Annotated in this window: 19 protein-coding genes; 15 read left to right on the top strand and 4 right to left on the bottom strand. The window is 73.0% G+C overall.

Translation table 11 applies throughout. The features are described 5' to 3' along the window. Positions 1 to 111 precede the first annotated feature (111 nt). The 9 genes from EAO77_RS30885 (at position 112) to fxsT (EAO77_RS30850) (ending at position 15,499) form a co-directional block, all read left to right on the top strand. The gene (locus EAO77_RS30885; RefSeq protein WP_147991635.1) at positions 112 to 1,014 is read left to right on the top strand and encodes a class I SAM-dependent methyltransferase; all 903 of its coding nucleotides are present in this window, start codon (positions 112 to 114) and stop codon (positions 1,012 to 1,014) included. Between the two features lie 197 nt (positions 1,015 to 1,211). Next, entirely contained in the window at positions 1,212 to 1,958 is a 747-nt protein-coding gene (locus EAO77_RS30880) for a toll/interleukin-1 receptor domain-containing protein (protein ID WP_187283489.1), read from the top strand. After that, entirely contained in the window at positions 1,955 to 2,830 is an 876-nt protein-coding gene (locus EAO77_RS30875) for a macro domain-containing protein (protein ID WP_147991633.1), read from the top strand. Before EAO77_RS30880 ends, EAO77_RS30875 begins: the two co-directional genes overlap by 4 nt. Before the next feature lie 29 nt (positions 2,831 to 2,859). Next, on the top strand, positions 2,860 to 4,143 hold the full coding sequence (locus tag EAO77_RS30870; RefSeq protein ID WP_147991632.1) for a TIR-like protein FxsC: 1,284 nt from the start codon (positions 2,860 to 2,862) through the stop codon (positions 4,141 to 4,143). Beyond that, positions 4,143 to 8,000, top strand: a complete 3,858-nt coding sequence (gene fxsT / locus EAO77_RS30865) for an FxSxx-COOH system tetratricopeptide repeat protein (RefSeq protein WP_147991631.1) — start codon at positions 4,143 to 4,145, stop codon at positions 7,998 to 8,000. The genes EAO77_RS30870 and fxsT (EAO77_RS30865) overlap by 1 nt, the downstream gene beginning before the upstream one ends. Positions 8,001 to 8,255: 255 nt before the next feature. After that, positions 8,256 to 8,423 carry a hypothetical protein gene (locus EAO77_RS40545; RefSeq protein ID WP_261994210.1) on the top strand — a complete coding sequence of 56 codons (168 nt, stop codon included), beginning with the start codon at positions 8,256 to 8,258 and terminating at the stop codon, positions 8,421 to 8,423. Between the two features lie 47 nt (positions 8,424 to 8,470). Then, on the top strand, positions 8,471 to 10,618 hold the full coding sequence (fxsBH, locus tag EAO77_RS30860) for a radical SAM/SPASM protein FxsBH, inactivated beta-hydroxylase extension form (protein ID WP_261994209.1): 2,148 nt from the start codon (positions 8,471 to 8,473) through the stop codon (positions 10,616 to 10,618). Further along, positions 10,611 to 11,576, top strand: a complete 966-nt coding sequence (locus tag EAO77_RS30855; RefSeq protein ID WP_147991629.1) for an AAC(3) family N-acetyltransferase — start codon at positions 10,611 to 10,613, stop codon at positions 11,574 to 11,576. Before fxsBH ends, EAO77_RS30855 begins: the two co-directional genes overlap by 8 nt. Then, the gene (gene fxsT / locus EAO77_RS30850) at positions 11,573 to 15,499 is read left to right on the top strand and encodes an FxSxx-COOH system tetratricopeptide repeat protein (protein WP_147991628.1); all 3,927 of its coding nucleotides are present in this window, start codon (positions 11,573 to 11,575) and stop codon (positions 15,497 to 15,499) included. The genes EAO77_RS30855 and fxsT (EAO77_RS30850) overlap by 4 nt, the downstream gene beginning before the upstream one ends. Here the strand turns inward: fxsT (EAO77_RS30850) and EAO77_RS30845 are convergent. Continuing rightward, complete coding sequence (locus EAO77_RS30845; protein ID WP_147991627.1) at positions 15,469 to 16,434, bottom strand: alpha/beta fold hydrolase; 966 nt, start codon at positions 16,432 to 16,434, stop codon at positions 15,469 to 15,471. The two genes, fxsT (EAO77_RS30850) and EAO77_RS30845, sit on opposite strands and share 31 nt — an antisense overlap. 417 nt (positions 16,435 to 16,851) lie before the next feature. Here EAO77_RS30845 and EAO77_RS30840 point away from each other — a divergent pair, with 417 nt between their 5' ends. The 3 genes from EAO77_RS30840 (at position 16,852) to EAO77_RS30830 (ending at position 18,004) form a co-directional block, all read left to right on the top strand. Beyond that, positions 16,852 to 17,223: a hypothetical protein gene (locus EAO77_RS30840; RefSeq protein WP_147991626.1), complete on the top strand. Its 372-nt coding sequence runs from the start codon at positions 16,852 to 16,854 to the stop codon at positions 17,221 to 17,223. 22 nt (positions 17,224 to 17,245) lie between these two features. Next, positions 17,246 to 17,578: a DUF6233 domain-containing protein gene (locus EAO77_RS30835; RefSeq protein WP_147991625.1), complete on the top strand. Its 333-nt coding sequence runs from the start codon at positions 17,246 to 17,248 to the stop codon at positions 17,576 to 17,578. Between the two features lie 186 nt (positions 17,579 to 17,764). After that, positions 17,765 to 18,004 carry a hypothetical protein gene (locus tag EAO77_RS30830; protein WP_147991624.1) on the top strand — a complete coding sequence of 80 codons (240 nt, stop codon included), beginning with the start codon at positions 17,765 to 17,767 and terminating at the stop codon, positions 18,002 to 18,004. Between the two features lie 121 nt (positions 18,005 to 18,125). Here EAO77_RS30830 and EAO77_RS30825 read toward each other — a convergent pair whose 3' ends face one another. Both EAO77_RS30825 and EAO77_RS30820 read right to left on the bottom strand, forming a co-directional pair. Beyond that, positions 18,126 to 18,458, bottom strand: coding sequence for a glyoxalase superfamily protein (locus EAO77_RS30825; RefSeq protein ID WP_147991623.1), 333 nt, complete (start codon positions 18,456 to 18,458; stop codon positions 18,126 to 18,128). Positions 18,459 to 18,591: 133 nt separating this feature from the next. Continuing rightward, entirely contained in the window at positions 18,592 to 19,164 is a 573-nt protein-coding gene (locus tag EAO77_RS30820) for a TetR/AcrR family transcriptional regulator (protein ID WP_147991622.1), read from the bottom strand. Between the two features lie 109 nt (positions 19,165 to 19,273). Between EAO77_RS30820 and EAO77_RS30815 the strand changes: the two genes are divergently transcribed. Then, the gene (locus EAO77_RS30815) at positions 19,274 to 20,155 is read left to right on the top strand and encodes an NAD(P)-dependent oxidoreductase (RefSeq protein ID WP_147991621.1); all 882 of its coding nucleotides are present in this window, start codon (positions 19,274 to 19,276) and stop codon (positions 20,153 to 20,155) included. Positions 20,156 to 20,429: 274 nt separating this feature from the next. Here the strand turns inward: EAO77_RS30815 and EAO77_RS30810 are convergent, their stop codons facing one another. Beyond that, on the bottom strand, positions 20,430 to 20,891 hold the full coding sequence (locus EAO77_RS30810) for a MarR family winged helix-turn-helix transcriptional regulator (RefSeq protein WP_147991620.1): 462 nt from the start codon (positions 20,889 to 20,891) through the stop codon (positions 20,430 to 20,432). 30 nt (positions 20,892 to 20,921) lie between these two features. Between EAO77_RS30810 and EAO77_RS30805 the strand changes: the two genes are divergently transcribed. Both EAO77_RS30805 and EAO77_RS30800 read left to right on the top strand, forming a co-directional pair. Continuing rightward, a complete protein-coding gene (locus EAO77_RS30805) occupies positions 20,922 to 22,007 on the top strand; it encodes a bifunctional NAD(P)H-dependent oxidoreductase/GNAT family N-acetyltransferase (RefSeq protein WP_147991619.1) in 1,086 nt (361 codons plus the stop codon). Between the two features lie 327 nt (positions 22,008 to 22,334). Continuing rightward, the gene (locus tag EAO77_RS30800; RefSeq protein WP_147991618.1) at positions 22,335 to 23,060 is read left to right on the top strand and encodes a dienelactone hydrolase family protein; all 726 of its coding nucleotides are present in this window, start codon (positions 22,335 to 22,337) and stop codon (positions 23,058 to 23,060) included. Positions 23,061 to 23,138: the final 78 nt, after the last annotated feature.

Here is a 23,138-nt window from a genome sequence, read left to right as displayed (position 1 = left end):
GCGTCCCGTGCGGCGGTGCGGACTTGCGTCGCGGGCAGCGCGCCGGGCCATCTCCTTGCGTAAGACGCAAGCGCCTGTGCGCCAGGCGCATGACGGCTCTACGGTGGAGCCATGACCCACGCACACCAGCACACGTCCCACGGCGACAGTGGCCACCACCACGGGCACGGCCACGGCGGTGGTCCTGGCGGCCATCCGCTGGACGCCGACGGCGGACAGGCGGAGATCCTCGACCTGGACGCCGAGGTCCTCGCCGAGCACATCGCGTCCATCACCGCCCGGCTGCCGCTGAATGCCGAACCACGCCGGATCGTGGACCTGGGCTGCGGCACCGGTGCGGGCACCTTCGCGCTCCTCGAGCGCTTCCCCGAGGCACACGTCACCGCGGTCGACGCTTCGGCCGGTCACCTGCAGCTCCTGCGCGAGAAGGCGTGCGCCCGCGGCGTCCCGGACCGCGTGCGCACCGTACAGGCCGACCTCGACGCCGGCGACTGGCCCGACCTCGGGACACCGGACCTGGTGTGGGCCTCCGCGTCGATGCACCACATGGCCCACCCCGACCGCACGCTGCGCACGGTCCACGAACTCCTCGTGCCGGGCGGGCTGTTCGCCGTCGTCGAACTGGACGGCTTTCCGCGCTTCCTGCCCCCCGACGCTCCCCAGGGCCGGCCGGGACTCGAGGAGCGCATCCACCGGGCGACCGACGGTTTCCACGCCGAACACGTCCCGCACCGCGGTGCCGACTGGGGGCCGATGCTGACCGCCGCCGGGTTCGCCGTCGAGGACGAGTACACCGTCACCGTCGGCATCGAGGGCAACCGGAGCGAGGCCATCGGCCGTTACGCCCACGGCACACTGCGACGCATCCGCGGCGCCGCCGCACCCGCACTCGACCCGGAGGACCTCGCCGCCCTCGACGAACTGTTGGACGTCGGCAGCAGGCACAGCCTCCTGCACCGCGACGACCTGGTGGTACGCACCGAGCGCACCGTCTGGGCAGCCCGCCGCGCCTGACCTCCGGACCGCCGGCCGCGCCCCGCCCCTGAACATGTCGCGCCGGCCTCCTCGGGGCGGCCCGCTCGGGGCGGACCGGGCCCGTCCGCGGGGCGGCGGGAAAATCGTGGCGGCCGAAGGGCTAGTCGGCGCGCGGCATGGGAAGTTGGCTTGTGTCGGGACGATGCGCACGGTGAAGTGTGATGCGGGGGCGTCATATGAAGATCTTCCTGAGCTGGTCCGGACTGCCGTCCCGGACCTGCGCCGAACGGCTCGCGTCGTGGCTGCGCTACTTCAGCGACGAGATCGAGCCTTTCGTCTCCTCCGACAGCATCAGGAAGGGCGCCCGCGGACTGGACGAGATCAAGAAGCAGCTCGACGAGAGCTCCTTCGGCATCGCCTGCGTGACCCGGGCGAACCTGCACGCCCCGTGGATCACCTTCGAATCGGGCGCCCTGTCCAAGGAGGTCGACGAGCGCAAGGGCCAACTCGTGCCCTTCCTGCTGGAGGGCAGCCACGACGACCTGGAGGCGGCGAGCAGTCCGCTGCGCCAGTTCCAGTCGACCCGGGCACACGACGAGGAGGACGTGCTGAACATGGTGAGGACCATCAACTCCGTCCTGCGCGAGTCGGCCAACCGGCACCCCGACAACACCCGGGTCGACGGCCTCTTCAGGAAGGTGTGGCCCGAACTGCGCGACGCCCTTGCCATGATCGACCTGACGGCGGACACTCCTGAGCAGGCGCTGCCGAGCCGGTCCACGGAGGAGATCCTGGAGGACCTCACCTCACTCATGCGGGAGCAGATCACCAGGATCACCGATCTGGAACAGACCGTCGCCGCGCTGCGCGAGGAACAGACCAGCCTGCCGAGGATCCGGTCCAGGTTCACCGGCGTCTACGAGGAGGCGTCACGCCCCGCGCCGCCGTCGGCCGTGGCCATGGACAACGAGGGGCATGCATGAGCCGGATGACGGGACACCAGGCGCGGCTGCTCTTCGGCACCCGTCTCGGCCTGTCCACGGCGGGTCGCGCCTGCGCGGTCCTGTTCGGTCTGCTGTCCGGCGCCGTCCAGCTGTACCTCGCGTTCTGGCCGCAGAGCTCCCTGCCGCGCCTCACGACGTTCCTCGCCGTCGTCGCCCTCTCGCTGGCCGGCGGCATCCTGATGTCCTGGCCGCGGACCCGGCTCACCCAGGAGTTCCGGCACCCGGAGTTCCAGGTGACGATCGAGGTCGGTGACCTCTTCGAGCAACCGGGGCATCTCGTCGTCGGCAGCAACGACGTGTTCGACACCGACACGCGGGACGATCTGCTGATCGTCCACGGCAGCGTCCAGGGCCAGTTCCTGCACCGGCTGTACGAGGGCGAGACCGCCCGGCTCGACGACGACATCGACGCCGCACTCGCGGGAGTGCCGCCGGTCCTCGTGGAGGACCGGGCGGCGAAGCGGGCGGGGAAGCTCGCCCGCTACCCGCTGGGCACGGTCGCCGTGCTCGGGACCCCGCAGCGCCGCTGCTTCCTCAGCGCCTACGGCACCATGCGCAACGACCTGACGGTCGAATCGGGACCCGTCCAGGTGTGGAACAGCCTGGAGGCCCTGTGGGACGCGGTGCACCTGCACGGCCGCCGCGAGGCGGTGGCCATGCCGGTGATCGGCTCGGCCCTGGCCCGCATCGACAGCATGGACCACGCCGGCCTCATCAAGCTGATCCTGCTCTCCTTCGTCACGAGGTCCCGGCGGTCGGTCATGTGCAAGGAGCTGACGATCGTGGTCCGCCCGGAGGACTATGAGCGGGTGGACATGCTCGAGTTGGCTCTGTTCCTGCGGACACTGTGACCGCCGGACATGTGGGGGAAGGGCTTGGTGTGAACCAGGAACCGGAGCGGACGGACCCACATGTTCCCTACTTCTTCTTCAGCTACGCGCACACCCCGCGCCACGCGACCGACGGCCCGGACCCCGACATGTGGGTGCACCGGCTCTACCGCGACCTCTGCGAGCACATCCTGGGGCTGACGGACCTGCCGGCCGGCGAGCCCGCCGGGTTCATGGACGGCGCCCTGCGGACCGGGGAGGACTGGGGCTCCCGTCTGTCCGCGGCACTGGCCACCTGCCGGGTGTTCGTGCCGCTGTACTCGCCGCGCTACTTCGTCAGCGACCGGTGCGGCCGCGAGTGGCGGGCCTTCGCCCTGCGCCAGGCGCGGGGCGCCGGGCCGCAGGACACCGTCCCGCAGGGGATCGTGCCGGCGCTGTGGACGCCCGTGCACACCGAGCGGCTGCCCGCCGCCGCGCGGAACCTGGTCCACGGCCACGAGCGGTTCGGCCCGCGCTACGCGTCCGAGGGCCTGTACTCCCTGATGAAGCTGCGCCGGTACCGGAGCGAGTACGAGCACGCCGTCCTGCTGCTGGCGCGGGCGATCGTCACCACGGCCCAGCAGAACCCGGTGCCCCGGGGCGAACCCCTGGACCTGGCGGACCTGCCCAACGCCTTCGGGTCGCCGCCCGTGCTGCGCCGGCTGCGCATCGTGGTCGCCGCGCCCAGCAGCGGCGAACTGCCGCAGGGCCGCTCGGAACGCTGCTACGGCCCCTCCCCGGTCGACTGGAACCCCTACCGTGAGAGCGACGCGGCCGCGGCGCGGCCGCTCGCGGACTTCGCCGCGGAGCAGGTGCGCGGGCTCGACTACCTCACCACCGTCGAGCCCCTGGACCAGGCGGCCGGCGATCTCCTCGCGGAGGAGCACCCGTCGGCACCGACGGTGATGCTGGTCGACCACTGGGCGCTCACCGATCCCGGGCAGCGGGAGCTGCTCACCCGGGTGGACGCGGCGGCCCAGCCCTGGCTCGTGGTCGTCGTCCCGTGGGACCGCGCCGACCCGGACAACGACACCGCGGGCGCGGAACTGCAGTCGGCGCTGGAGAACACCCTGCCCCGCACGCTGCAGCGGGGACGCAGCGTCTCCCGGGCCGCGACGGGCGGAGTGCCCTCGCTGGCCGCGTTCGCCGACATCCTTCCCACGGTCATCCAGTGGGCTGCGGCGCAGTTCCTCCGGCACGTGGTGCCCGTGTACCCGCCCGCCGGCCCGCACTTCCTCCGGCCGAGGCTGCGCGGCCCCGCCCCGGAGCCGGAGAGCGGCCCGGGAGACGCCTGATGCCCCCCGGCTCCGAGGGGCGGATCGTCACCTTCTACTCCCAGAAGGGCGGCACCGGGCGGACGATGGCCCTGGCCAACGTCGCATGGATCCTGGCCTCCAACGGGTACCACGTGCTGGCCGCCGACTGGGACGTGGAAGCACCGGGTCTGCACCGCTGGTTCCACCCGTTCCTGGACGCCGCGACCTCGGCGGCCACCACGGGCGTGCTCAACCTGTTCTCGGGCTACGTCACGGAATGGCGCACCACACCGGGCACCGAGTCGGCGGCCGATCTCAGGCAGCGCCTGGCCAGGGTCCTGCCCCACGCCGTCTCCGTCGACTGGGACTTCCCCGACGGCGGAAGCCTCGACTACATGCCGGCCGGGCGGCAGGACGGCGAGTACCTGACGCACCTGATGGACTTCAGCTGGCGGGAGTTCACCGACCGGTTCAAGGGCGCGCGGTTCCTGGAGGCGCTGCGTCACGACATGAAGACCCACTACGACTTCACACTGATCGACAGCCGCTGCGGCGTGAGCGACCTGGTCGGGCTGTGCACCATCGACATGCCGGACATCCTGGTCAACTGCTTCACCCTGAGCTCCCAGAGCATCGACGGCGCGGCCCGCATGGCCCGCTCCATACTCCGGGACGTCCATCCCCGTCCCCTGCGCATCGTGCCCGTCGCGATGCGGGTCGCCGACGGCCAGGACACCCGCCTCGCCGCCGCCCGTGAACTCGTCCGCACCAGCTTCCGGGAACTGCCGCCCGGCACCCGGTCCGCCCTGGACGTCCCGCACCGGCCGGACTACGCCTACGAGGAGACGCTCGCCGTCTTCGGCGACCCCCCGGGGGATCCGGACAGCCTGCTGGCGGCCTTCGAGCGGCTGACGGAGCGGATCACCGAGGGCCGCGTACGGCGGCTCGCGCCGCTCGACGACGAGCTGCGCAGACGTCATCTCGCCTCCTACGTCAGGCCGTTGTCCCCCATCGCGACACCGCTTCGGCTGTGGTACGCCCCCCAGGACCGGATGTGGGCCGACTGGGCCGACTGGCTGCTCACCGGCTCCGGCTTCGAGGTGATCGCCCCCGGCACCGGCAAGGAGCCGGGCGCCCGGGGCGAAGCCCCCCGCACGCTCGCGCTGCTGTCGTCGTCCTTCCTGCGCTCGCCCCAGTCCCGGACCCTGTGGGAGAGCATGGACGAGCCCGGAGCGCTCCGCCCCGGAGAGCTGATCCCGCTACGGATCGAGCCCGTCCCGCTCACGCCCCCGTTCAGCGACCACGAAGCCGTCGACCTGACCTCCCTCGACGAGCGGGGGGCCGCCACGGCCCTGCTGCGCGGCGTGGGCCTGTCCGGCGGCGAGGCCGAGCGGGCGCTGGACTCGGCCCGGCCGCGGTTCCCGCTCCGCACCCCGGACGTGTGGGAGGCACCGGCGCGCAACCCCTTCTTCGTGGGCCGCGACCGGCTGCTGGACGAGCTCGACGCCACCTTGCGGGTCAGCCGGCAGCGGGCCGTGATCCTCCCGCACGACGGTCTCGACGCCACCGGTCGCACCCAGCTGGCGGTCGAGTACGCCCACCGCTTCCGGGCGGCCTACGACCTGGTGTGGTGGATCCGCGCGCACAGCCGGGAAGCGGTCCTGCTGTCGCTGGCGCAGCTGGCCGAACGGCTCGGCCTGCGGGGCGGCGACGACGTGCCCGCCGCCGCGCGCCGGGCCCTCGACGCGCTGGACTCGGGTGCGCAGAGCGGCCGATGGCTTCTGACCTACGACAACGCCGGCGGCCCGGCGTCCCTGTCGGGGCTGCTTCCCGTCGGCACCCACGGACACGTCCTGGTGACCTCCCGGGACGGCCTGTGGAGCGAGACCATGCATCCCGTACGGGTCGGCGCCTTCAGCCGGGAGCAGAGCATCGAGCTGCTGCGGCGGCGGGCGCCGGCGCTCCCGGCGGCGGACGCGGACCGGATCGCCGCCGCGGTGGGGGACCTCCCGCTCGCCGTCGCGCAGGCCGGGGCGTGGCTCGCGCAGTCCCCGTCGGCGCACGACTACCTGCACCGCCTGACCGTCCGCGGCGACGGCCGCACCGGGAGCCGGGAGGACGATCCGGCCGCCGTCACGACCCGGGTGGCCCTCGACGCGCTCGCCGAGCGGGCTCCCGCGGCGCTGCGGCTGCTCGCGCTGTGCGGCCGGCTCGCGCCGCTGCCGCTCCCGCTGGCACTGGCGTACACCGGCACCGCGCTGGGTCTGCTGCGCGGGCACGACGCCTCCCTGCACGGGCCGATGCTGGTCGACCGGGAGCTGCAGGAACTCAGCCGGCTGGGCCTCGCGGAGGTCGACCAGGCCGGTCACACCCTGAGGGTGCACCGGGTCGTGCAGCGCCTGGTGCGGGCCTTCGCGCCCGGGGGCGAGGCCGACGAGGTCCGCCACGAGGCGCACCGGTTCCTCGCCGCGGGCGCCCCGCGGCGCGACGACACCGCCGCCGAGACCGACGACCCGGTGTTCGAGCGGCTCTGGCCCCACCTGGACCACGCCGCCGCGGACGAGTGCCGCGACAGCGAGACCCGGGCGGTGCTGCTGGAGCGGGTGCGACGCACCGCCCGCTACGGCATGCCGGCCCGGGCGCTCGAAGTCGGCCGCCGGCTGGACCGCAGCTGGACCGCGGCGGACGGGGGAGACGACGGCCAGCAGGTGCTGCAGCTGCGCAACCACCAGGCGGATGCGCTGCGCAGCCTCGGCGCCTTCGACGAGGCGCACGCCCTGGACTCCCGCACCCTGGCGCGGCAGCGCGGGCTGTTGCCGCCCGGACACGCGCACACCCTGATCACCGCGGCGGGCCTGGCGGAGGACCTGAGGGCGCTGGGCCGGTTCGGCGAGGCGGTCGAACTCGCGCGCGAGGTGCACACCGGCTTCCACGACCTGTTCGGCGAGGAGCACCCGCAGACGCTGACCGCCGCCGAGTCCCTGGCCCGTTCGCTGCGCCTGGTGGGGGAGTACCCGGCGTCGCGGGAGCGCAGCCTGGCCACCTGGCAGCGCCAGTGCCAGGTCCTCGGACACGGCCATCCGTCGGCGCTGGCGTCCGCCCTGGGGCTCGCCCGGGACCTGCGCGAGACGGGCGACTACGCGGGGTCCGTTCGCGTCCTGCGACCCGCCCTGGAGGAACTGCGGGGCCGCGACACCCACGGCGCGCTGCGCGCCACCGTCAGTCTGTCCGTCTCCCTGCGCCGTGTCGGACAGCGTCCCGAGGCCGACGCGCTCGCCCTGGACGCGGAGAAGGGCTACACGACGGCACGGGACCCGGACGGCCCCGACGCCCTGGTGTGCGGCGTCAACCTGGCGGCCCTGACCGCGGACGCGGGCGACCTGGCCGGTGCGCGCGGCGTGATCGGCCGCCTGAGGCACGGTGTCGCCCGGCTCCGGGGCCCCGAGCACCCGGACAACGCGGTGTGCGACCACAACCTCGCGGCGTGGCTGCGCACCGCCGGGGAGACCGACGAGGCACTGGCGGCGGCCACGCGGACCGTCCGGTCCTTCGGCACGCACCTCGGCGACGCCCACCCCTATACCCTGTGCGGGCGGGTGACGATGGCCAACGCCCTGGCCGACCTCGGGCGGTTCACCGAGGCCGAGAGCATGACGCGGGACTGCGCCCGGGCCCTCCGCGCCCACCTGGGGGACGGTCATCCGGACACCTTGATCGCCGAACTGTGCCTGGCGGTCACCCTGCGCTCCATGGGCCGCACGGCGGAGGCCGGCCGGCTGCGGGGCCGCGCGGTGAGCGCGCTCGACAGACGGCTCGGCTCCGGTCATCCCTGGACGGAGGCGGGCCGCGGCTGGCAGCGGATCGACCGGGATCTGGAGTTCCTGCTGCCCGCCTGACCCCTGCCGATCCGGCGCACCGTACGGCTTTCCGCCAGGAACCCGGGACACCTGACGGGAAATCAGCCCTTGCGCAGAGGATCTTGCGACACGCATTGCCCACCTCGTACAGGGGCTGCGAAGATGGGACGGTCATGCTCGGCGGAAACGTCTCCGCGCACCAGATCCACTCCAGCCCCGGACTCTCGCCGTCCCCGGTGTGTGGGCAGACGGCCCCGAACCAAGGTGAAACCGACGCAGATGAAGATCTCGGTCATGAAACCCGCAGTCAAGCCCCTCACGGAAGCCCCTGCCGCCGGAAGAACACCGCTCGCGGAGATCCGCACCCGCGGGACCGAGCTCACCGCGGCCGTGCGGCGATCGGCGCGGGTCCCGGCCAGGGACCGTGCCGGCACGCACCGCACCTTCAACTCCGCCCTCTAGCCCGGTGGGCGGGCCGTCGCACGGCGCTGTGGGCGAGGGGGACGGAGGTGACCATCCGGGAACTGGTCCTGAAGGTCCACAGCAGATGCGACCTGGCGTGTGACCACTGCTACGTCTACCGGCACGCGGACCAGAGCTGGCGCAGGACGCCGCCGCTGATCGCCGAGGAGACGGTCCGTCAGGTCGCCCGGAGACTCGCCGAATACGCGCACGAGCAGCGTCTCCCGTCGGTCTCGGTCATCCTGCACGGCGGTGAGCCGCTGCTCGCCGGCCCGGACCGGCTCCGGTCGATCTGCGCGGAGCTCACCGGCGCCCTCGCCCCGGTGACCCGCCTCGACCTGCACATCCACACCAACGGGGTGCGCCTGAACCGCGCCCATCTGACGGTGTTCGAGGAGTTCGGCGTCAAGGTCGGCCTCTCCCTGGACGGCGACCGGGCCGCGAACGACCGGCACCGGCTCGACCACCGCGGCCGCAGCAGCTTCGACCGGGTGCGGCGCGGCATCGAACTGCTCCGTCTGCCCCCGTACCGACACCTCTTCCAGGGGCTGCTGTGCACGGTCGACGTGGCCAACGACCCGGTCGTGGTGCACGACGCGCTGACCGCCCTCGAACCGCCGCTCGTGGACTACCTTCTGCCCCACGCCACCTGGGACGTACCACCGCCTCCGGGGCGAGCGGGCGTGTCCACGCCGTACGCCGACTGGCTCCTGCGGATCTTCGACCGCTGGGACGAGCAGGGGCGCCCGGTGCCCGTGCGGACCTTCGACTCGATCCTCAGCACGCTGCGCGGCGGCCCCCCGCTGGCGGAGGCCCTGGGGCTCCCCCCGGGCGGCATCGCGGTCGTCGAGACCGACGGCACGATCACACGGTCCGACTCGCTCAAGATCGTCTACGACGGCGCACCCGCCACCGGGTACGACGTCTTCCGGCACAGCCTGGGGGAGTTCGCCGAGGGCACCGAGGTCCCCTCCGGCCCCGGCGCGCTCAGCGAGACCTGCCGGCGGTGCCGCGTCCTGGCCGACTGCGGCGGAGGACTGTACGCCCACCGCTACCGCAGCGGCCGGGGCTTCGGCAACCCGTCGGTGTACTGCACCGACCTGCGCGCCCTCATCGAGGGCATCGCGGAGCGGATCACGGAGCGGGCGCTCGCCCCGGCCGTGACGGGCGCCGGCGAACTCGGCCGAGCGCGGCTGCGACTGGACAGGGCGCTGCTCGCGGAGGTGAACACCTCGCTCGCCGGTGACGCGTGCTGGGACGAGGCATGGCGGCTCCTCGTCCGCCTGGACGCCGACGCGAGAACGGCACCCCACCTCGACGCCGTCGTCTCCCATCCCTACCTCCGCCCGTCCCTGATGGACGCCTGGGACGGGGCGGCGGATCTGCCGCGCTTCATGGCGGCCGCCGCGGCCGCGGCGCTGCGCGCCGGCGTCGAGGCGAACCTGTGCTGGGAGCAGCCGGACCCCGTGGTCCACCTGCCGACCCTGGGCACCGCGCTGCTGTCACGGGCCGGGTGGGTGGAGTTCCGGATCGGCTCGGGCGGGTTCCGGGTGGGCGGCGGCCCACAGGCCGGCGTGCCCGGCGCCCCGCCACCCGTGCTGCGGACGTGGCGGCCACTGGCGTCTCTGTCCCGAGGCCACGGCCGCACGCTGTCCATCGACGACGCCGACCCGTTCCGTGACTGCTTCCCCGCGGCCGCCACCCCACCGCTCGACCCCGGCCCGCTGGAAGAGTTCCGCGGCCGGCTGGCCACCGCCTACGGCCTCCTCGACGAACGCGAGCCCGGCTGGCGGGACGGCGCCAACGCCTCTGCGGCGACGACGGTCACTCCGCTCACCGCCGGTGCCGGGCTGCACCTGGGCACCTGCGGCAGCGGCGCGCTGGGGGTGGCGGTCGACGTCGAGCCGGAGGACTTCGTGCGCGAACTGCCCCGGCTCGGCCGCAGGGCGCGGCTCGCCGCCCTGCGCGAGGTGGTCGACCTGCATCTGCCGGGCAGCCCGGCGGAGCGGCTCCTCGACCTCGCGAGCGAACACATCGGCGCGGCCGCCCGTTCGTCGCCGTACGCCGGTCCCGCGCGCCTGCTGGCCGGCCGCGCCCTGAGCGAACTGTCCGGCCTGCCTCCGCGCGAACTCACCGAGAACGGCGTCCACCTGGCCGAGGAACTGCGCGCGGAATGGACGGCCCTGCATGACTGACGGCACCCGGCTCGTCCGCTTCCTGCGCGGTCTGGGCGTCCGGCACGCGGGAGTTGTGCTGGCGCACGCCTCCCTGAGCGGCACCGGCCTGGCCCCCGCCGCGGTGCGCGACGCCCTGCTGCGGGTCCTCGGCCCCGAAGGCACGCTCGTCACCCCGGCCTTCACCCCGGAGAACTCCGACACCTCCGACCGCCACCACGCCCTCACCGCGCACCTGACGGACCGCGGGCGGGCCGCCTACCGGGCGGGCATGCCCCCGTTCGACCCGGACGTCACCCCGTGTCCCGCCGTCGGCGCGCTGGCCGACTGCGTGCGATCGACCCCCGGCGCGGTGCGCAGCGCGCACCCCCAGACCTCCTTCGCCGCGCTCGGCCCCCGCGCCCGCGACCTGCTCGCCGTCCACGACCTGCCGTGCCACCTGGGCGAACGGTCCCCCCTGGCGCCGCTGTACGCGCTGGACGCGCAGATCCTGCTCTTCCGGGTGGGGTTCGCGGCGTGCAGCGCCCTCCATCTCGCCGAGTACCGCCTGACGCCCCCGCCGCCGACCCGGACCTACCGCTGCGTGACGGGCGACGGGTGGGTCTCCTACGAGGACATCGAGCTCGACGACGGCGACTTCGCCGCGATCGGAACGCTGCTCCCGCGCGGTCTGCGCACCGAGGGGGAATTCGCCGGAAAGACGTGCACCGTCGCGGGGATGCGGGACACTGTGGATGCCGCTCGGCGTGAGATGTCCGGATACAGGCGGAGACGGCAGGAAACCAGCCGCGCGGAGGAGAACCGGGTGGGGCACGGCGGGGACGTCGGCCGCACGATGCCGCCGGCCGGCGCCCCGGGGCACCGGCCGGCGGGGCAGCCGCGCGACAGCACGACCCCGGAACGCGCCGGCCCACCGCCCCGCGCGCCGGCCGGTGAATCCCCCTGCGCGTCAGGGGCCGACAAGGGAGGAACGGCATGACGGCGCGCCGGAGTGGACGCATCATCACCTTCTACTCGTACAAGGGCGGCACGGGCCGGACCATGGCCCTGGCGAACACGGCGTGGATCCTCGCCGCCAACGGCGCACGCGTGCTGACCGTCGACTGGGACCTCGAAGCCCCCGGGCTCCACCGCTTCTTCCACCCGTTCCTCGACCCCAGCACACTCGCGGCCACCCACGGCGTGATCGACATGATCACCGAGTACTCGTGGGCGGCGACCAACAGCAACCACCGCTCCGGCGCCTGGCACCGCGAGTACGCGCGCGTCGGCCGGCACGCGGTGTCACTCGACCCCGAACCCTTCGGCCTGTCGTTCCCCGACGGGGGCACGCTCGACTTCCTGTCCGCGGGACAGCAGAACCGCGCCTACGCGGGCACCGTGTCCTCCTTCGAGTGGGACAACTTCTACGACCGCCTCGGCGGCGGCGTCTTCCTGGACGCGCTGCGCGAGGACATGAAGGAGTCGTACGACTACGTCCTCATCGACAGCCGCACCGGACTGTCGGACAGCGCCGACATCTGCACCATCCAGATGCCCGACGTCCTCGTCGACTGCTTCACCCTCAGCGACCAGGCGCTGGAGGGCGGCGCCGCCGTGGCCCGGACCGTCGAAGCCGACTACCGCGACCGGCGGATCCGGGTGCTCCCCGTACCGATGCGTGTCGACGACCACGAGAAGGAGAAGGTCGACGCGGGACGGGCACTGGCACGCCTGAAGTTCGCCGGGCTGCCCAGGGGAACGGACGGCGAGCCGCTCGCCCCGGCGCTCATGGACGAGTACTGGGGCGCGGTCGAGATCCCGTACCGCCCCTACTACGCCTACGAGGAGACGCTCGCGACGATCGGCGAACGGGCCGGCGTGTCGAGCTCGCTGCTGTCCGCCTTCGAGCGCCTCACCACGGTCGTCTCCGACGGCGAGGTGACCCGGCTGCCGACCATCCCCGAGCCGGTGCGGCAGCGCTGCCTGTCCGCCTACACCCGCCGCATGCCGGCCACCCTGGCGGCGGACGTCCTCGTCGTGTTCGCGGGCGAGGACCGGATGTGGGCCGAGTGGCTGGAGGGGGCTCTCAAACCGTACTGCTCGCAGCTGACGCTGCACGACGTGTCGATCAGTGTCCCGGAGCGTCCGGACCCGGCCACCCGCACGCTGCTCCTCACCTCGGAGGCCTTCCTGCACGCCCGTCACGGGAGGGCCGCGTGGCGCGTGTTCACCGACTCCGCCCCGGGCCTGCCGCACGCCGAGGTGACACGGCTGAGGGTGGACGCCGTGCAGATGCCCGGCTCCGACCGGGAGCCCGCCTCGGTGGACCTCAGCCGCATGGACGAGGCCGAGTGCGCCGCCAAGGTCTTCCGGGCGCTGAAGCTGACGCAGGAGGAGGCATCCGCCGCCAGGACGGGCGCGCGCTTCCCGGGCAGCAGGCCGGCGATCTTCAACGCCCCCAGCCGCAACACCGTCTTCACCGGCCGCGCCGCGGCCCTCGAACAGCTCCGCTCGAAGCTCGGCGAAGGCATCTCCGTCGTGCTGCCCCAGCCCCAGACGCTCTACGGGCTCGGCGGCGTGGGCAAGACGCAGATCGTCCTGGAGTACGTGCACCGCTTCCTCGCGGACTACGACCTCGTGTGGTGGATCGACGCGGAGCGCTTCGACTCCATCGTCGCCTCCCTCGCGAAACTCGGTGCGCAGATCGGCGCACCCGGCGGTGACGACATCGCCCAGGTGTGCGCGGAGGTCGTCCGGATGCTGGCGTCCGGTGCACCGACCAGCCGGTGGCTGCTCGTCTTCGACAACGCCGACGACCCCGAGACGCTCAAGCGGTTCTTCCCGGCCGGCGGACACATCCTGATCACGTCGCGGAACCAGGCGTGGGCGCAGCAGGGGACCGCGCTGGCCGTCGACGTGTTCCCGCGCGAGGAGAGCGTCGAGCACCTCACCCGGAAGGCTCCCGGACTGAGCGCCGAGGAGGCGGACCGCGTGGCGGACGCCCTGGGCGATCTGCCGCTGGCCGTCGAACAGGCCGCCGCGTGGCTGGCCGAGACGGCCACGCCGACCGACGAGTACCTGCAGCAGCTGACCGAGAAGACCACGGACGTGCTGAGCGCCAACCACCCCGCCGGCTACCCGGAGCCGGTCGCCGCCACGTGGAAGGTCTCCATCCAGCGCCTCAACGAACGGTCGCCGGCCTCCGTGCGGCTCCTCCAGCTCTGCGCCTTCATGGCGCCCGAACCGATCTCGGTCCGGGTGCTCTACAACAAGGAGATGCTGGACGCCCTGCGGGACTGGGACCCGACGCTCCAGGAGAGCCTGCTCCTGGGACGGGTGATCCGGGAGATCGGACGGTTCGCCCTCGCCAAGGTGGACCAGATCAGCGGCAGCATCCAGGTCCACCGGCTGGTCCAGGCCGTGATCCGCTCAGAACTGTCCGAGCAGGAGCAGGAGGAGGCGCGGCACGTCGTCCACACCGTGCTCGCCGGCGCACGCCCCGACGGGGACGAGCCCACCGACAACCCCACCCACTGGCCGCTGTTCGACTCCGTCTGGTCCCATCTGCACGCCTCCGGCATCCGCAACTGCTCCGAGCCCAAGCCCCGCCGGCTGCTGATCGACCGGGTGCGCTACCTGTGGAAGCGGGGTGACCTCCCCAACGCCCGTGAGCTGGCCGAGGAGGTGCTCGAACGCTGGCGCGAGAGCCTCGGCGAGAACGACATGCAGTACCTCTACATGCGCTGCCAGCTCGCCAACGTGCTGCGCGCCCAGGGGCGCTACCAGGAGGCCCGGGAGATCGACCAGGAGCTCCTGGAACGGCAGCGCCAGGTCCTCGGTTCCAGCCATCCGCACACCTACATCACCGCGTCCGGCCTCTCCAGCGACCTGGCCGCCCTCGGCGAGTACCGGTCGGCCGTGGAACTGGCCGGAGCCGCGCACGAGGGGTTCCGCGAGATCTTCCACGAGTCGCACGAGCGGACCCTCAGCGCGGCCAACAACCTCGCGCTCGCCCTGCGCATGGTCGGCCGCTACGACGAGGCCCGCGTCATGGACCAGAGCGTCTACGACCGCCGCACCGAGGTCCTCGGCCCCGACCACCCGCACACCCTCGGCTCGGCCGCCAGCCTCGGCCGCGACCTGCGGGAGACCGGCCGCTACGAGGAGTCCGTGACGGCCCTCACCCGCGTGTACGAGGACTACAAGCGCGTCATGGGCCGGAAGTTCCCCCCGACGCTCAGCTGCGCCAAGTCCCTCGCCGTGTCGCTGCGCAGGGTGGGGCAGGTGGAGAACGCGCGACTGCTGACGACCGCGACCCTGGCGCGCTACCGGGAGCAGTACGACTCGCCCAATCCCGACTGGCTCGCCTGCGACCTGAACCTCGCGTCGGACCTGTACGCGACCGGCGAGCGGGAGCAGGCCCGTGAGGTCGCCCGCCAGGCGCTGGCCGGGTACATGGAGGTCCCCGGAGAGGCACACCCGTACACGCAGGGCGCGCTCAACAACCTCGCCATCTTCCACTGGGGGTGCGGGGACGCGGCGGAGGCGGAGGAGGTGTTCCGCGGGGTGCTGCCGCGCATGCGCGAGATGCTCGGCAAGGACCATCCGCACACGCTGATCTCGGGCCTCAACCTCGCCAACGTGCTGGCCGACCAGGGCCGCTTCGACGAGGCGTACGACCTGGAGACCAAGGCCGTGGCGGGCCTGGGCAAGGCCCTGGGGCCGCGTCACCCGGACACCCTGACCGCCGCCGCCAACTCGGCGCTCACCCTGCGCTCACTGGGCCGTCAGGAGGCCGACCGCCTCCGGGAGGAGAGCGTGGGCGAGCTGCACCGGCTGCTCGGCGACGACAGTATGATCACCCGCTCCGCGCGGCACGAACGCCGGATCTACCGCGACCTGGAACCGCTGGCGGTCTGAGGCGGGCCGGCGCTCCCCTCCGGAAGGAACGGGAGCGCCTCGTCGGCCGAGGCGTCGACGAGCGACCACCTCAGCACGTCGGGCAGCACGCGCAGGGCCCCGAAGTGGGCCGCGGACGGTTCGATCACGGACGTGGCCCGCGGGATGCGCTCGGCGAGCCACGACGTGTGGGACACCGGGGAGAAGGCGTCACGGGCGCCGTGCCACAGCAGCACCGGAACCTGGATGCAGGCCGGGTCGAAGCCCCAGGGCTCGGTCAGGGCGAACGCGTCGTCGATCCAGCCGTACGGTGAACTGCGCAGCGCCTCGCAGTAGTTGCGCAGCAGCATGGAACGGACGCCGTTGTCGGAGACGATCTTCAGGTCGTCCTCGGTCAGCTCCTTACGCAGTTCCTCCAGCAGCCGGGCCGGGTCGGACCGGATCGACCGGGTGCGGGGGATGAGGCGGGCCTCGAACTGCTCGGGGTCGGCGAGCGCGGTGCTGAACTCCTCGATGTTGGACGCCGCCATCCCGGCGAACCAGTCGAGCCCCTCCGCGTCCCTCGGTGCGAGCGTCACGAGGGCGGCCGCACGGGTCACGCGGTGCGGCAGCCGGGCCGCACACGCCAGGGCGTGCGGGGCGCCGCCGGAACGGCCGACGACCGCGAAGCGGTCCATGCCGAGGGCATCGGCCACGGCGGTCACGTCCTGCACGACGTCCACGACCCGCCGGCCGGGCTGCCGGTCGGACCCCCCGTAACCGGGACGGTCGTAACTGATCAGCAGGACGCCCCGCTGATACAGGTACATGGGGCGCGGCCGGGGGCCGACCCGGCTGCCGGGCATTCCGTGGAGCAGGAAGACGGGACGCCCGCGCGGGTCCCCCGAGCACTCGACCCGCAGCCGCCTCCCGTCCGCCGTACGGACGTGCTCCAGCGTCGACGCCAGATCCCGCACGATGGCTCCCCTCTCCCCGCCCACAGGCCAGGTCCCAAACTGCCGGAACTTGCCCCCTTCGTCCAGCCGACGCCGGTGCTTTCGAATCGGAGTCGAACGGATGCCGAGGGCAGGGGGTCCCGCGGCGGCAACCCGCTCCCCGGGCCGTCGGGCGGATGGCGTGCGGGCCGACGGCCGGGCGCGGGACAGGCGGGCAGACCGGGTGTCCGTCCCGCAGGCCCGTAGGCGGCACGTGCGCAACGTCCGGCGGCTGGAAGATCCTCGTCGAGGCGGTGCCGACGCTGCGCGGACGAACCGGCTGGAAGGTGTGCAGCCCTCCCGCCCCCGCCGTGCCTCCGGGCAGGTGTTCACGGCGCCACTCCGTCGACACGGCGCGCCACTCGACCCAGTAAATCGAACAGGCGTAGTATTTCGGTCATGGCTGGAACCGACTTCCCCCACGACCTCACGGCGGCACAGACCCGCCTCCACCAGGCCACCGCAGAACTCTCCGCGCTCCTGCGGACCCTGCCCTGGTCGGTCGAACCGCACGACGGCTGGCCCGGCACCGAGCACCCCCACACCGGTGAGATCACCGGCGGCCGCGAACCCAGCCCCGGCTGGAGCGACGAACAGAAGGCCACCGTCGACCGGCTGCGCCAGGAGTGCCTCGACCTCTCCGCCACCGTGGGGACGCACCCGTACTGGGGGGCCCTCACCGGCGAGGACGTGGTGCAGGAGCGGATGCGCCTCAAGGCCGGAACCCGCCCCGCGGCCGTCCCCGCCATCGACGTCACCACCGCCGCCTGAATCACACCCCTGGACCCTGCCCGTGACCGACCTCCCACCGGACCTGCCCCGCCTCCGCACCCTGGAGACGTGGCTCCTCCTCGCCCTCCAGCGGGTCCGTGACCGCATCGCGGACCTCGAGCGCCAGGAGACGGAGCGGGCCCGCGGCGAAGCCGCGCGCCCGCCGGTCCCGGACTGGACGATCGAACTCGGCATCGGTGACGACCGCGGCCCCCTCTACGTCCACACCGGCACCTGCCACATGGCCGGCCACCGCCGGCGCCCCGTCTCCCGCGAGACGGCGGCCCGCGCGATAGCCGACGGCGTCGAAGCCTGCACCCACTGCCGCGCCGACACCGATCTCGGCTTCCACTGAGCCCGCGGGCCGCGGTACGGGCGGCAGCCCGGCCGTGCCCTGCGGGGGAACTGCCGCGCCGTGCCCGCTGCCGTACGACCACAGGGGGGAGCCTCGGAGGCGGGACGCGTGGCGCGAAGCCGAGGCGGGGTACGCCGACCGGCCCCGGGAGGCGTGTCCTGCCGGAGCCGGGTTCGTTGCAGGGGCATGAAGAAGATCATCACGGTTGCCGCCACGGCCCTCTGCGCCGTCGCCATGGCCGCTCCCGCCCACGCTGACAACGACTCGAACTTCGGCGGCGGCGTGAACGCCGCCGACAACTGGAACTTCACCGCCGCGGCCGTGTGCATCCAGGAGCTGGCCGTCGTGCCCGCTCTGAGCGACTGGACCGGCAACCACGCCGACAACTGCTCCCTCGGCAACGTCGTCGACCACATCACCCCGTAGCCGGGCCGAAGGCCGGCGCGCGGCCTCGGCGGGACCGACTCCGGGCCGCACCCGAACAGCGCGTGCGGGCCGGAGCCCGGTCCGTGCGGCACGGATTCCCCGCCGCGCGCCGACGGCGAGGTCATTCCGTCGGCGTGCCGATCCGCAGCCGGTTGCCGTCGGGGTCGCGCAGTTCGATCTCACGCGCCCACGGAGCGTCGCTCGCCTGCACACCGAACTCGGCGGCGACGGCCTCGACATCACGTACGCGCAGATAGACCAGCGTGTCGGGGCGGGCATCCCCCAGGTGCTCCGACAGGAACAACCGCACCCCGCCCCGGGCGACCTCGACGAACGCGGGAAGTCCCGGCTCGAAGCGGTGTTCCCACTGCTCGGCGAAGCCCAACCGCTCGTACCAGGCGACCGCGACCGCGGCGTCCGCCACGCGCAGAATGGGAATGACCTGCTCGTCCATGGCGCCATCGTCGCAGACCCCCGGGGCGGCGTTGTCCGGTGCGGCGCCGGGGGCTGTCTCTCCGGTCGGCGGCATCCGCCTGCCGATCGGTGGCGGGCCGGGGCCTGCCCGGTCATGAGCCGCCGGGCGCTCCTCAGACCTTGTACGAGCGTACGAGGCGGGCGAGTTGCCGGCCCGCCGCCTGGAGTGGTTCCTCGCTCCGGTTGACCTGGGCGGTGACTTCGGCGCCTTCCAGGGCGGAGATGACGGTGCTCGCCAGTTCCCGGGCGCTCGGGGAGGGGAAACCGCAGCCCAGCAGCTTGTCGTGCACCAACTGCTCCCAGCCGCGCAGTGCGTCGGCGCATGCCTGCTGGATCTCCGAGTCGGTGCCGAGCGTCTCCAGAGCCGCTGCCGTGACGGGGCAGCCGTCGATCCAGCCCGATGCGCGCAGTTCGTCGGCGAGTTGTCGGGCGCAGGCCGTCACGGCCTCCGCCGGGTCGTCGTCGCTGTCCAGCGCCTTCCGCAGGAGCGTCGCGAATTCCTCGGTGCTGTGCTTGATCGCGGCGACGGCGACGGCCTCCTTGCCGCCCGGGAAGAAGTGGTAGACGGAGCCGAGGGTGGCCTGCGCCTCCTGGGCGATCTGCTTGATGCCTGTGCCGACGTAACCCTGCCGCTGCAGGAGGCGGGCGGCGGCGACGACGATCCGGTCCCTGGTGCTGGTCTGCATGGAGCCACCGTAGCGGTCCATTGGGTAGAGCGTTCGTTCTAGACGTGTGCTACCTTCTCGCCATGCTCTGGATAGAGCGATCGTTTTAGTGAGGGGTGGAGATCTCATCATGAGCAGCACCAAGCAGTCGGTCACCGTCATCGGCCTCGGCCCCATGGGGCAGGCCATGGTCGGCGCCTTCCTCGACCGCGGATACGACGTCACCGTCTGGAACCGCACGGCGTCGCGCGCCGACGCCCTGGTCGCCCGTGGCGCGGTGCTCGCGCCGAACGTGAAGGACGCCCTGGCCTCCAGCGAGCTGGTGATCCTCAGCCTCACGGACTACGACGCCGTGTACGCCACGCTGGAGCCCGCCTCGGACGCACTGGCCGGTCGGATTCTGGTGAACCTCAGTTCGGACACACCGGAAAAGGCCCGGGCCGCGGCCCGTTGGGCAGCCGAGCGGGGGGCCGTCCAGCTGACCGGCGGTGTCACCGTGCCGCCCTCCGGGATCGGGCAGGCCGAGTCCTCGACCTTCTACAGCGGCCCGCGCGAGGTCTTCGACCGGCACCGGCCCGCGCTCGAAGTCATCACGGGCCGGACCGACCACCGGGGAGAGGACCCCGGGCTCGCGGCGCTCCTCTACCAGATCGGCATGGTCATGTTCTGGACCTCCATGCTGAGCTACTGGCAGGCCGTCGCCCTCGCCGGCGCCAACGGCCTGACGGCGTCGGACATCCTGCCGCACGCCGTGGAGACCGCGAACTCGCTGCCGGGATTCTTCTCCTTCTACGCCGGGCGCATCGACGCCGGCGAGCACATGGGCGACGTGGATCGTCTGGCCATGGGCATGGCCAGCGTCGAGCACGTGCTGCACACCCATGCCGACGCGGGCGTCGACACCGCCCTGCCGGCCGCGGTCGCCGACCTCTTCCGGCGCGGCATGGACGCCGGCCACGCCGAGGACAGCTTCTCCAGCCTGGTGAAGCTGATGACGAAGGCCGAGGCGTGACCGCGCGGCCCGACGACGGGGAGGGGCAGTGCGGTTCCGGCGTGGGGGAGTACGGCTCGGGAAACCGGGCCGCCACGCCGGATCGCCGGCACCGGCCGGGCCGGGCAGGGCGGGCGCCGGCGCATCGCCTGGCTCCACCCGGGCCTTCTCGCGTGGCAGGGACCCGGATCCGCGCCGAGCGCGCCAGGCGCCTGCGGCCCCGGCGAGGGCCCCGCTGCCGGCCGGGCGTCACCGCGGTCGTCGGCCCCGGGCGACGCCCCGGCGACGCGGATGTCTAGCCGTCGGCGATCTTCTGGGCGATGCGGCCCAGCGCCGCGAGTTCCGCGGGGGCGAGCCGGTCGATGAAGTGCCGCCGCACGGAGGCGACGTGGGTCGGGGCTGCTTCCCTGAGTGCGTCCCACCCCGTTTCGGTGAGGACAAGGAAGCACCCCCTGCCGTCGGCGGGATCAGGTGCGCGTCGGATCAGTTCGCGAGCCTCCATGCGGGTGGCGTGGCGGGACAGGCGGCTTCGTGACCACCCCATCTTCGCGGCCTGCTCGCGCAGTGTGCTGGTGCCGTCGGTGCGCTCGGACAAGGTGCTGAGCACCTCGTAGTCCGGTTCGGACAAGCCGTGTTCGGCCAGGTCCTGTGCGGTGCGGGCCTGCACCGCGGTCACCATGCGGAGGTACGTCCGCCAGACGCTCTCCTCGTCGGCCGCGAGCCAGTGGACCGCTGGGTCCGTCTCATTCGTTGACATGTAATCAATCTATCGGTTAATTTCGTTTCCATGACAACGAAACGCCTGCGCATCGTCGTACTGGTCTGCAGCACACGCCCCGGCGCCCTCGGTCCCGCCGTCGGCGAATGGCTGACCGGGACGCTGGCGAAGAGCGCCGACATGCTCGACGCGGACCTCGTGCCCCTGGCCATCGGCGACCTCGGCCTGCCCTTCCTGGACGAGGAGGAGCACCCGTCGACCGGCGTGCACCGCCAGGAGCACACCCGCCGCTGGAGCCGGATCGTCGACGGAGCGGACGGCTTCGTCTTCGTGACGCCGGAGTACAACTACGGAATGCCGGCGACCCTGAAGAATGCGCTCGACTACCTGGGCCCGGAATGGGCCTGGAAGCCGGCCGGCTTCGTCAGTTACGGCCATACCTCCGCCGGCACCCGCGCGGTCCAGCACGCCAAGCAGGTGGTGACCACCCTGCGCCTCGTCCCCCTGGGGGCGACCGTCGCCCTGCGCATCGCGGACGCGATGCAGGAGGACCGGTTCGCCCCCGCGGCGCGTCATGCCGAGGCCGCCGAAGGACTGCTGTCGGAACTGGTACGGCTCTCACGCGCCCTGGCCCCGTTGCGTGAGCACGGACACGCGGACTCCGCGGCGGGCCCGCTCCCCGGCTCGTACGCGCGGCGTCTCGGCCCGGACGACGCCCCCGAGGTGACCGTGCTGCAGCGCTGCTGCTGGATGGAGGAGGCGCTCGCCAACGACACCCTCGCGATCCCGGCGCTCCACGAGTCCCCGGACGAGGTGCGCGCCTGGCTGACGGACTGGCGCACGACGGGCCTGTGGCGGGACGGGCGGCTGCTCGGGTTCGTCCGCACGCGCCGCAACGGCGCCGACCTGCACGTCGGGAGACTGGCCGTCGCCCCCGACCTGCGGGGACGCGGCATCGGCCGGTGGCTGCTGGACCGGGCGGAGTCGGCAGGGGAGGGCTGCCGGCGCATCGTCCTGTCCACCGGTGCCGCCAGCCACCGCAACCTCGCCCTCTATCAGCGGCAGGGCTACGTTCCGCTTCCCGACACGGCGGACGACGGCGTGGTGGACCTGGTCAAAGCCGTCCTCGTCCCAACGCCGGCACCACCGGCGTGACAACGTGCTACAACGACATGTCCGGCCCCGCGGAGGCCGACGACGGAATCTCCACGCGTACCCCGACGACGGACGATGAGTGTGACGTGCCCGTGAACGGATCCCGTCCCGCGGACGCCTGGTGGAGCGAGGCGGTGGTCTGGCCGTCTCCCCCCCCCCGCACCGCCCTACCCGTGCAGACCCGAGAAGACCTCATTACGAGCATGCGCCTCCGCAGCGCTCCTTGATCCGCGGCCGCACAGCCGGCGCCGTCAAGCAGCCCCGCGCTGTTCTGCCGGCGGTGAACCCCGGCCCGACCGTGCCCGTCGATCACTACCGTGCCGTCTCATGACGACCATCACCACGCGCACGGTCGAGTACCCGGCCGACGGTCTGACGATGCTCGGGCACCTCGCGCTTCCGGCGGGCACCGACCGCCGGCCCGCAGTCCTGCTCGGGCCGGAGGGCACGGGGCTCAGCGACGTCGAGCGCCGCCGGGCCGACGCCCTCGCCGAACTGGGTTACGTGGCGCTTGCCTTCGACATCCACGGCGGACGCTATCTGGGCGATCCGGAGGAGATGCTGGCCCGTTGCATGCCGCTGCTCGCCGACCCCGACCGGATGCGCGGCATCGGCCACGCGGCGCTCGACGTGCTGCGCGCCGAACCGAGGGCCGACCCCGACCGGATCGCCGCCGTCGGCTACGGCACCGGCGGTGCCATCGCGCTGGAACTCGGGCGCGACGGCGTCGACCTGCGGGCGATCGGGACCGTCAACGGACTGATCACCGGCCGACCGTACGAGGCGGCGCGCATCCGCTGCCCGGTGTGGGCCGGGGTCGGGTCGGAGGACCCGATCATGCCGCCCGCACAACGGGACGCGTTCACGGCCGAGATGCAGGCAGCAGGCGTCGACTGGCGCCTCGTGGTCTACGGCGGCGCCTTGCACGCCTTCCACCACCCGCCGGTCGACCACACCGTGCTCCCCGGCGTCGGACACCACCCGCGGCATGCGCAGCGAGCCTGGCACGACGTCGTCGCCCTGCTCGCCGAGTGCCTGCCCGTGAGGGAGTGACCTGGTCAGACAGGACTCGGGCACACTCGGGACCCGCCGGCCGGCGCGGCAGGTCTCCGGGCGGTGGAGCCGGACACG

It is taken from the genome of Streptomyces sp. T39, assembly GCF_008042045.1.
GTDB lineage: Bacteria > Actinomycetota > Actinomycetes > Streptomycetales > Streptomycetaceae > Streptomyces.
Note: the sequence above shows the minus strand (reverse complement) of the source record. Positions and strands in the feature narration are given on the sequence as shown.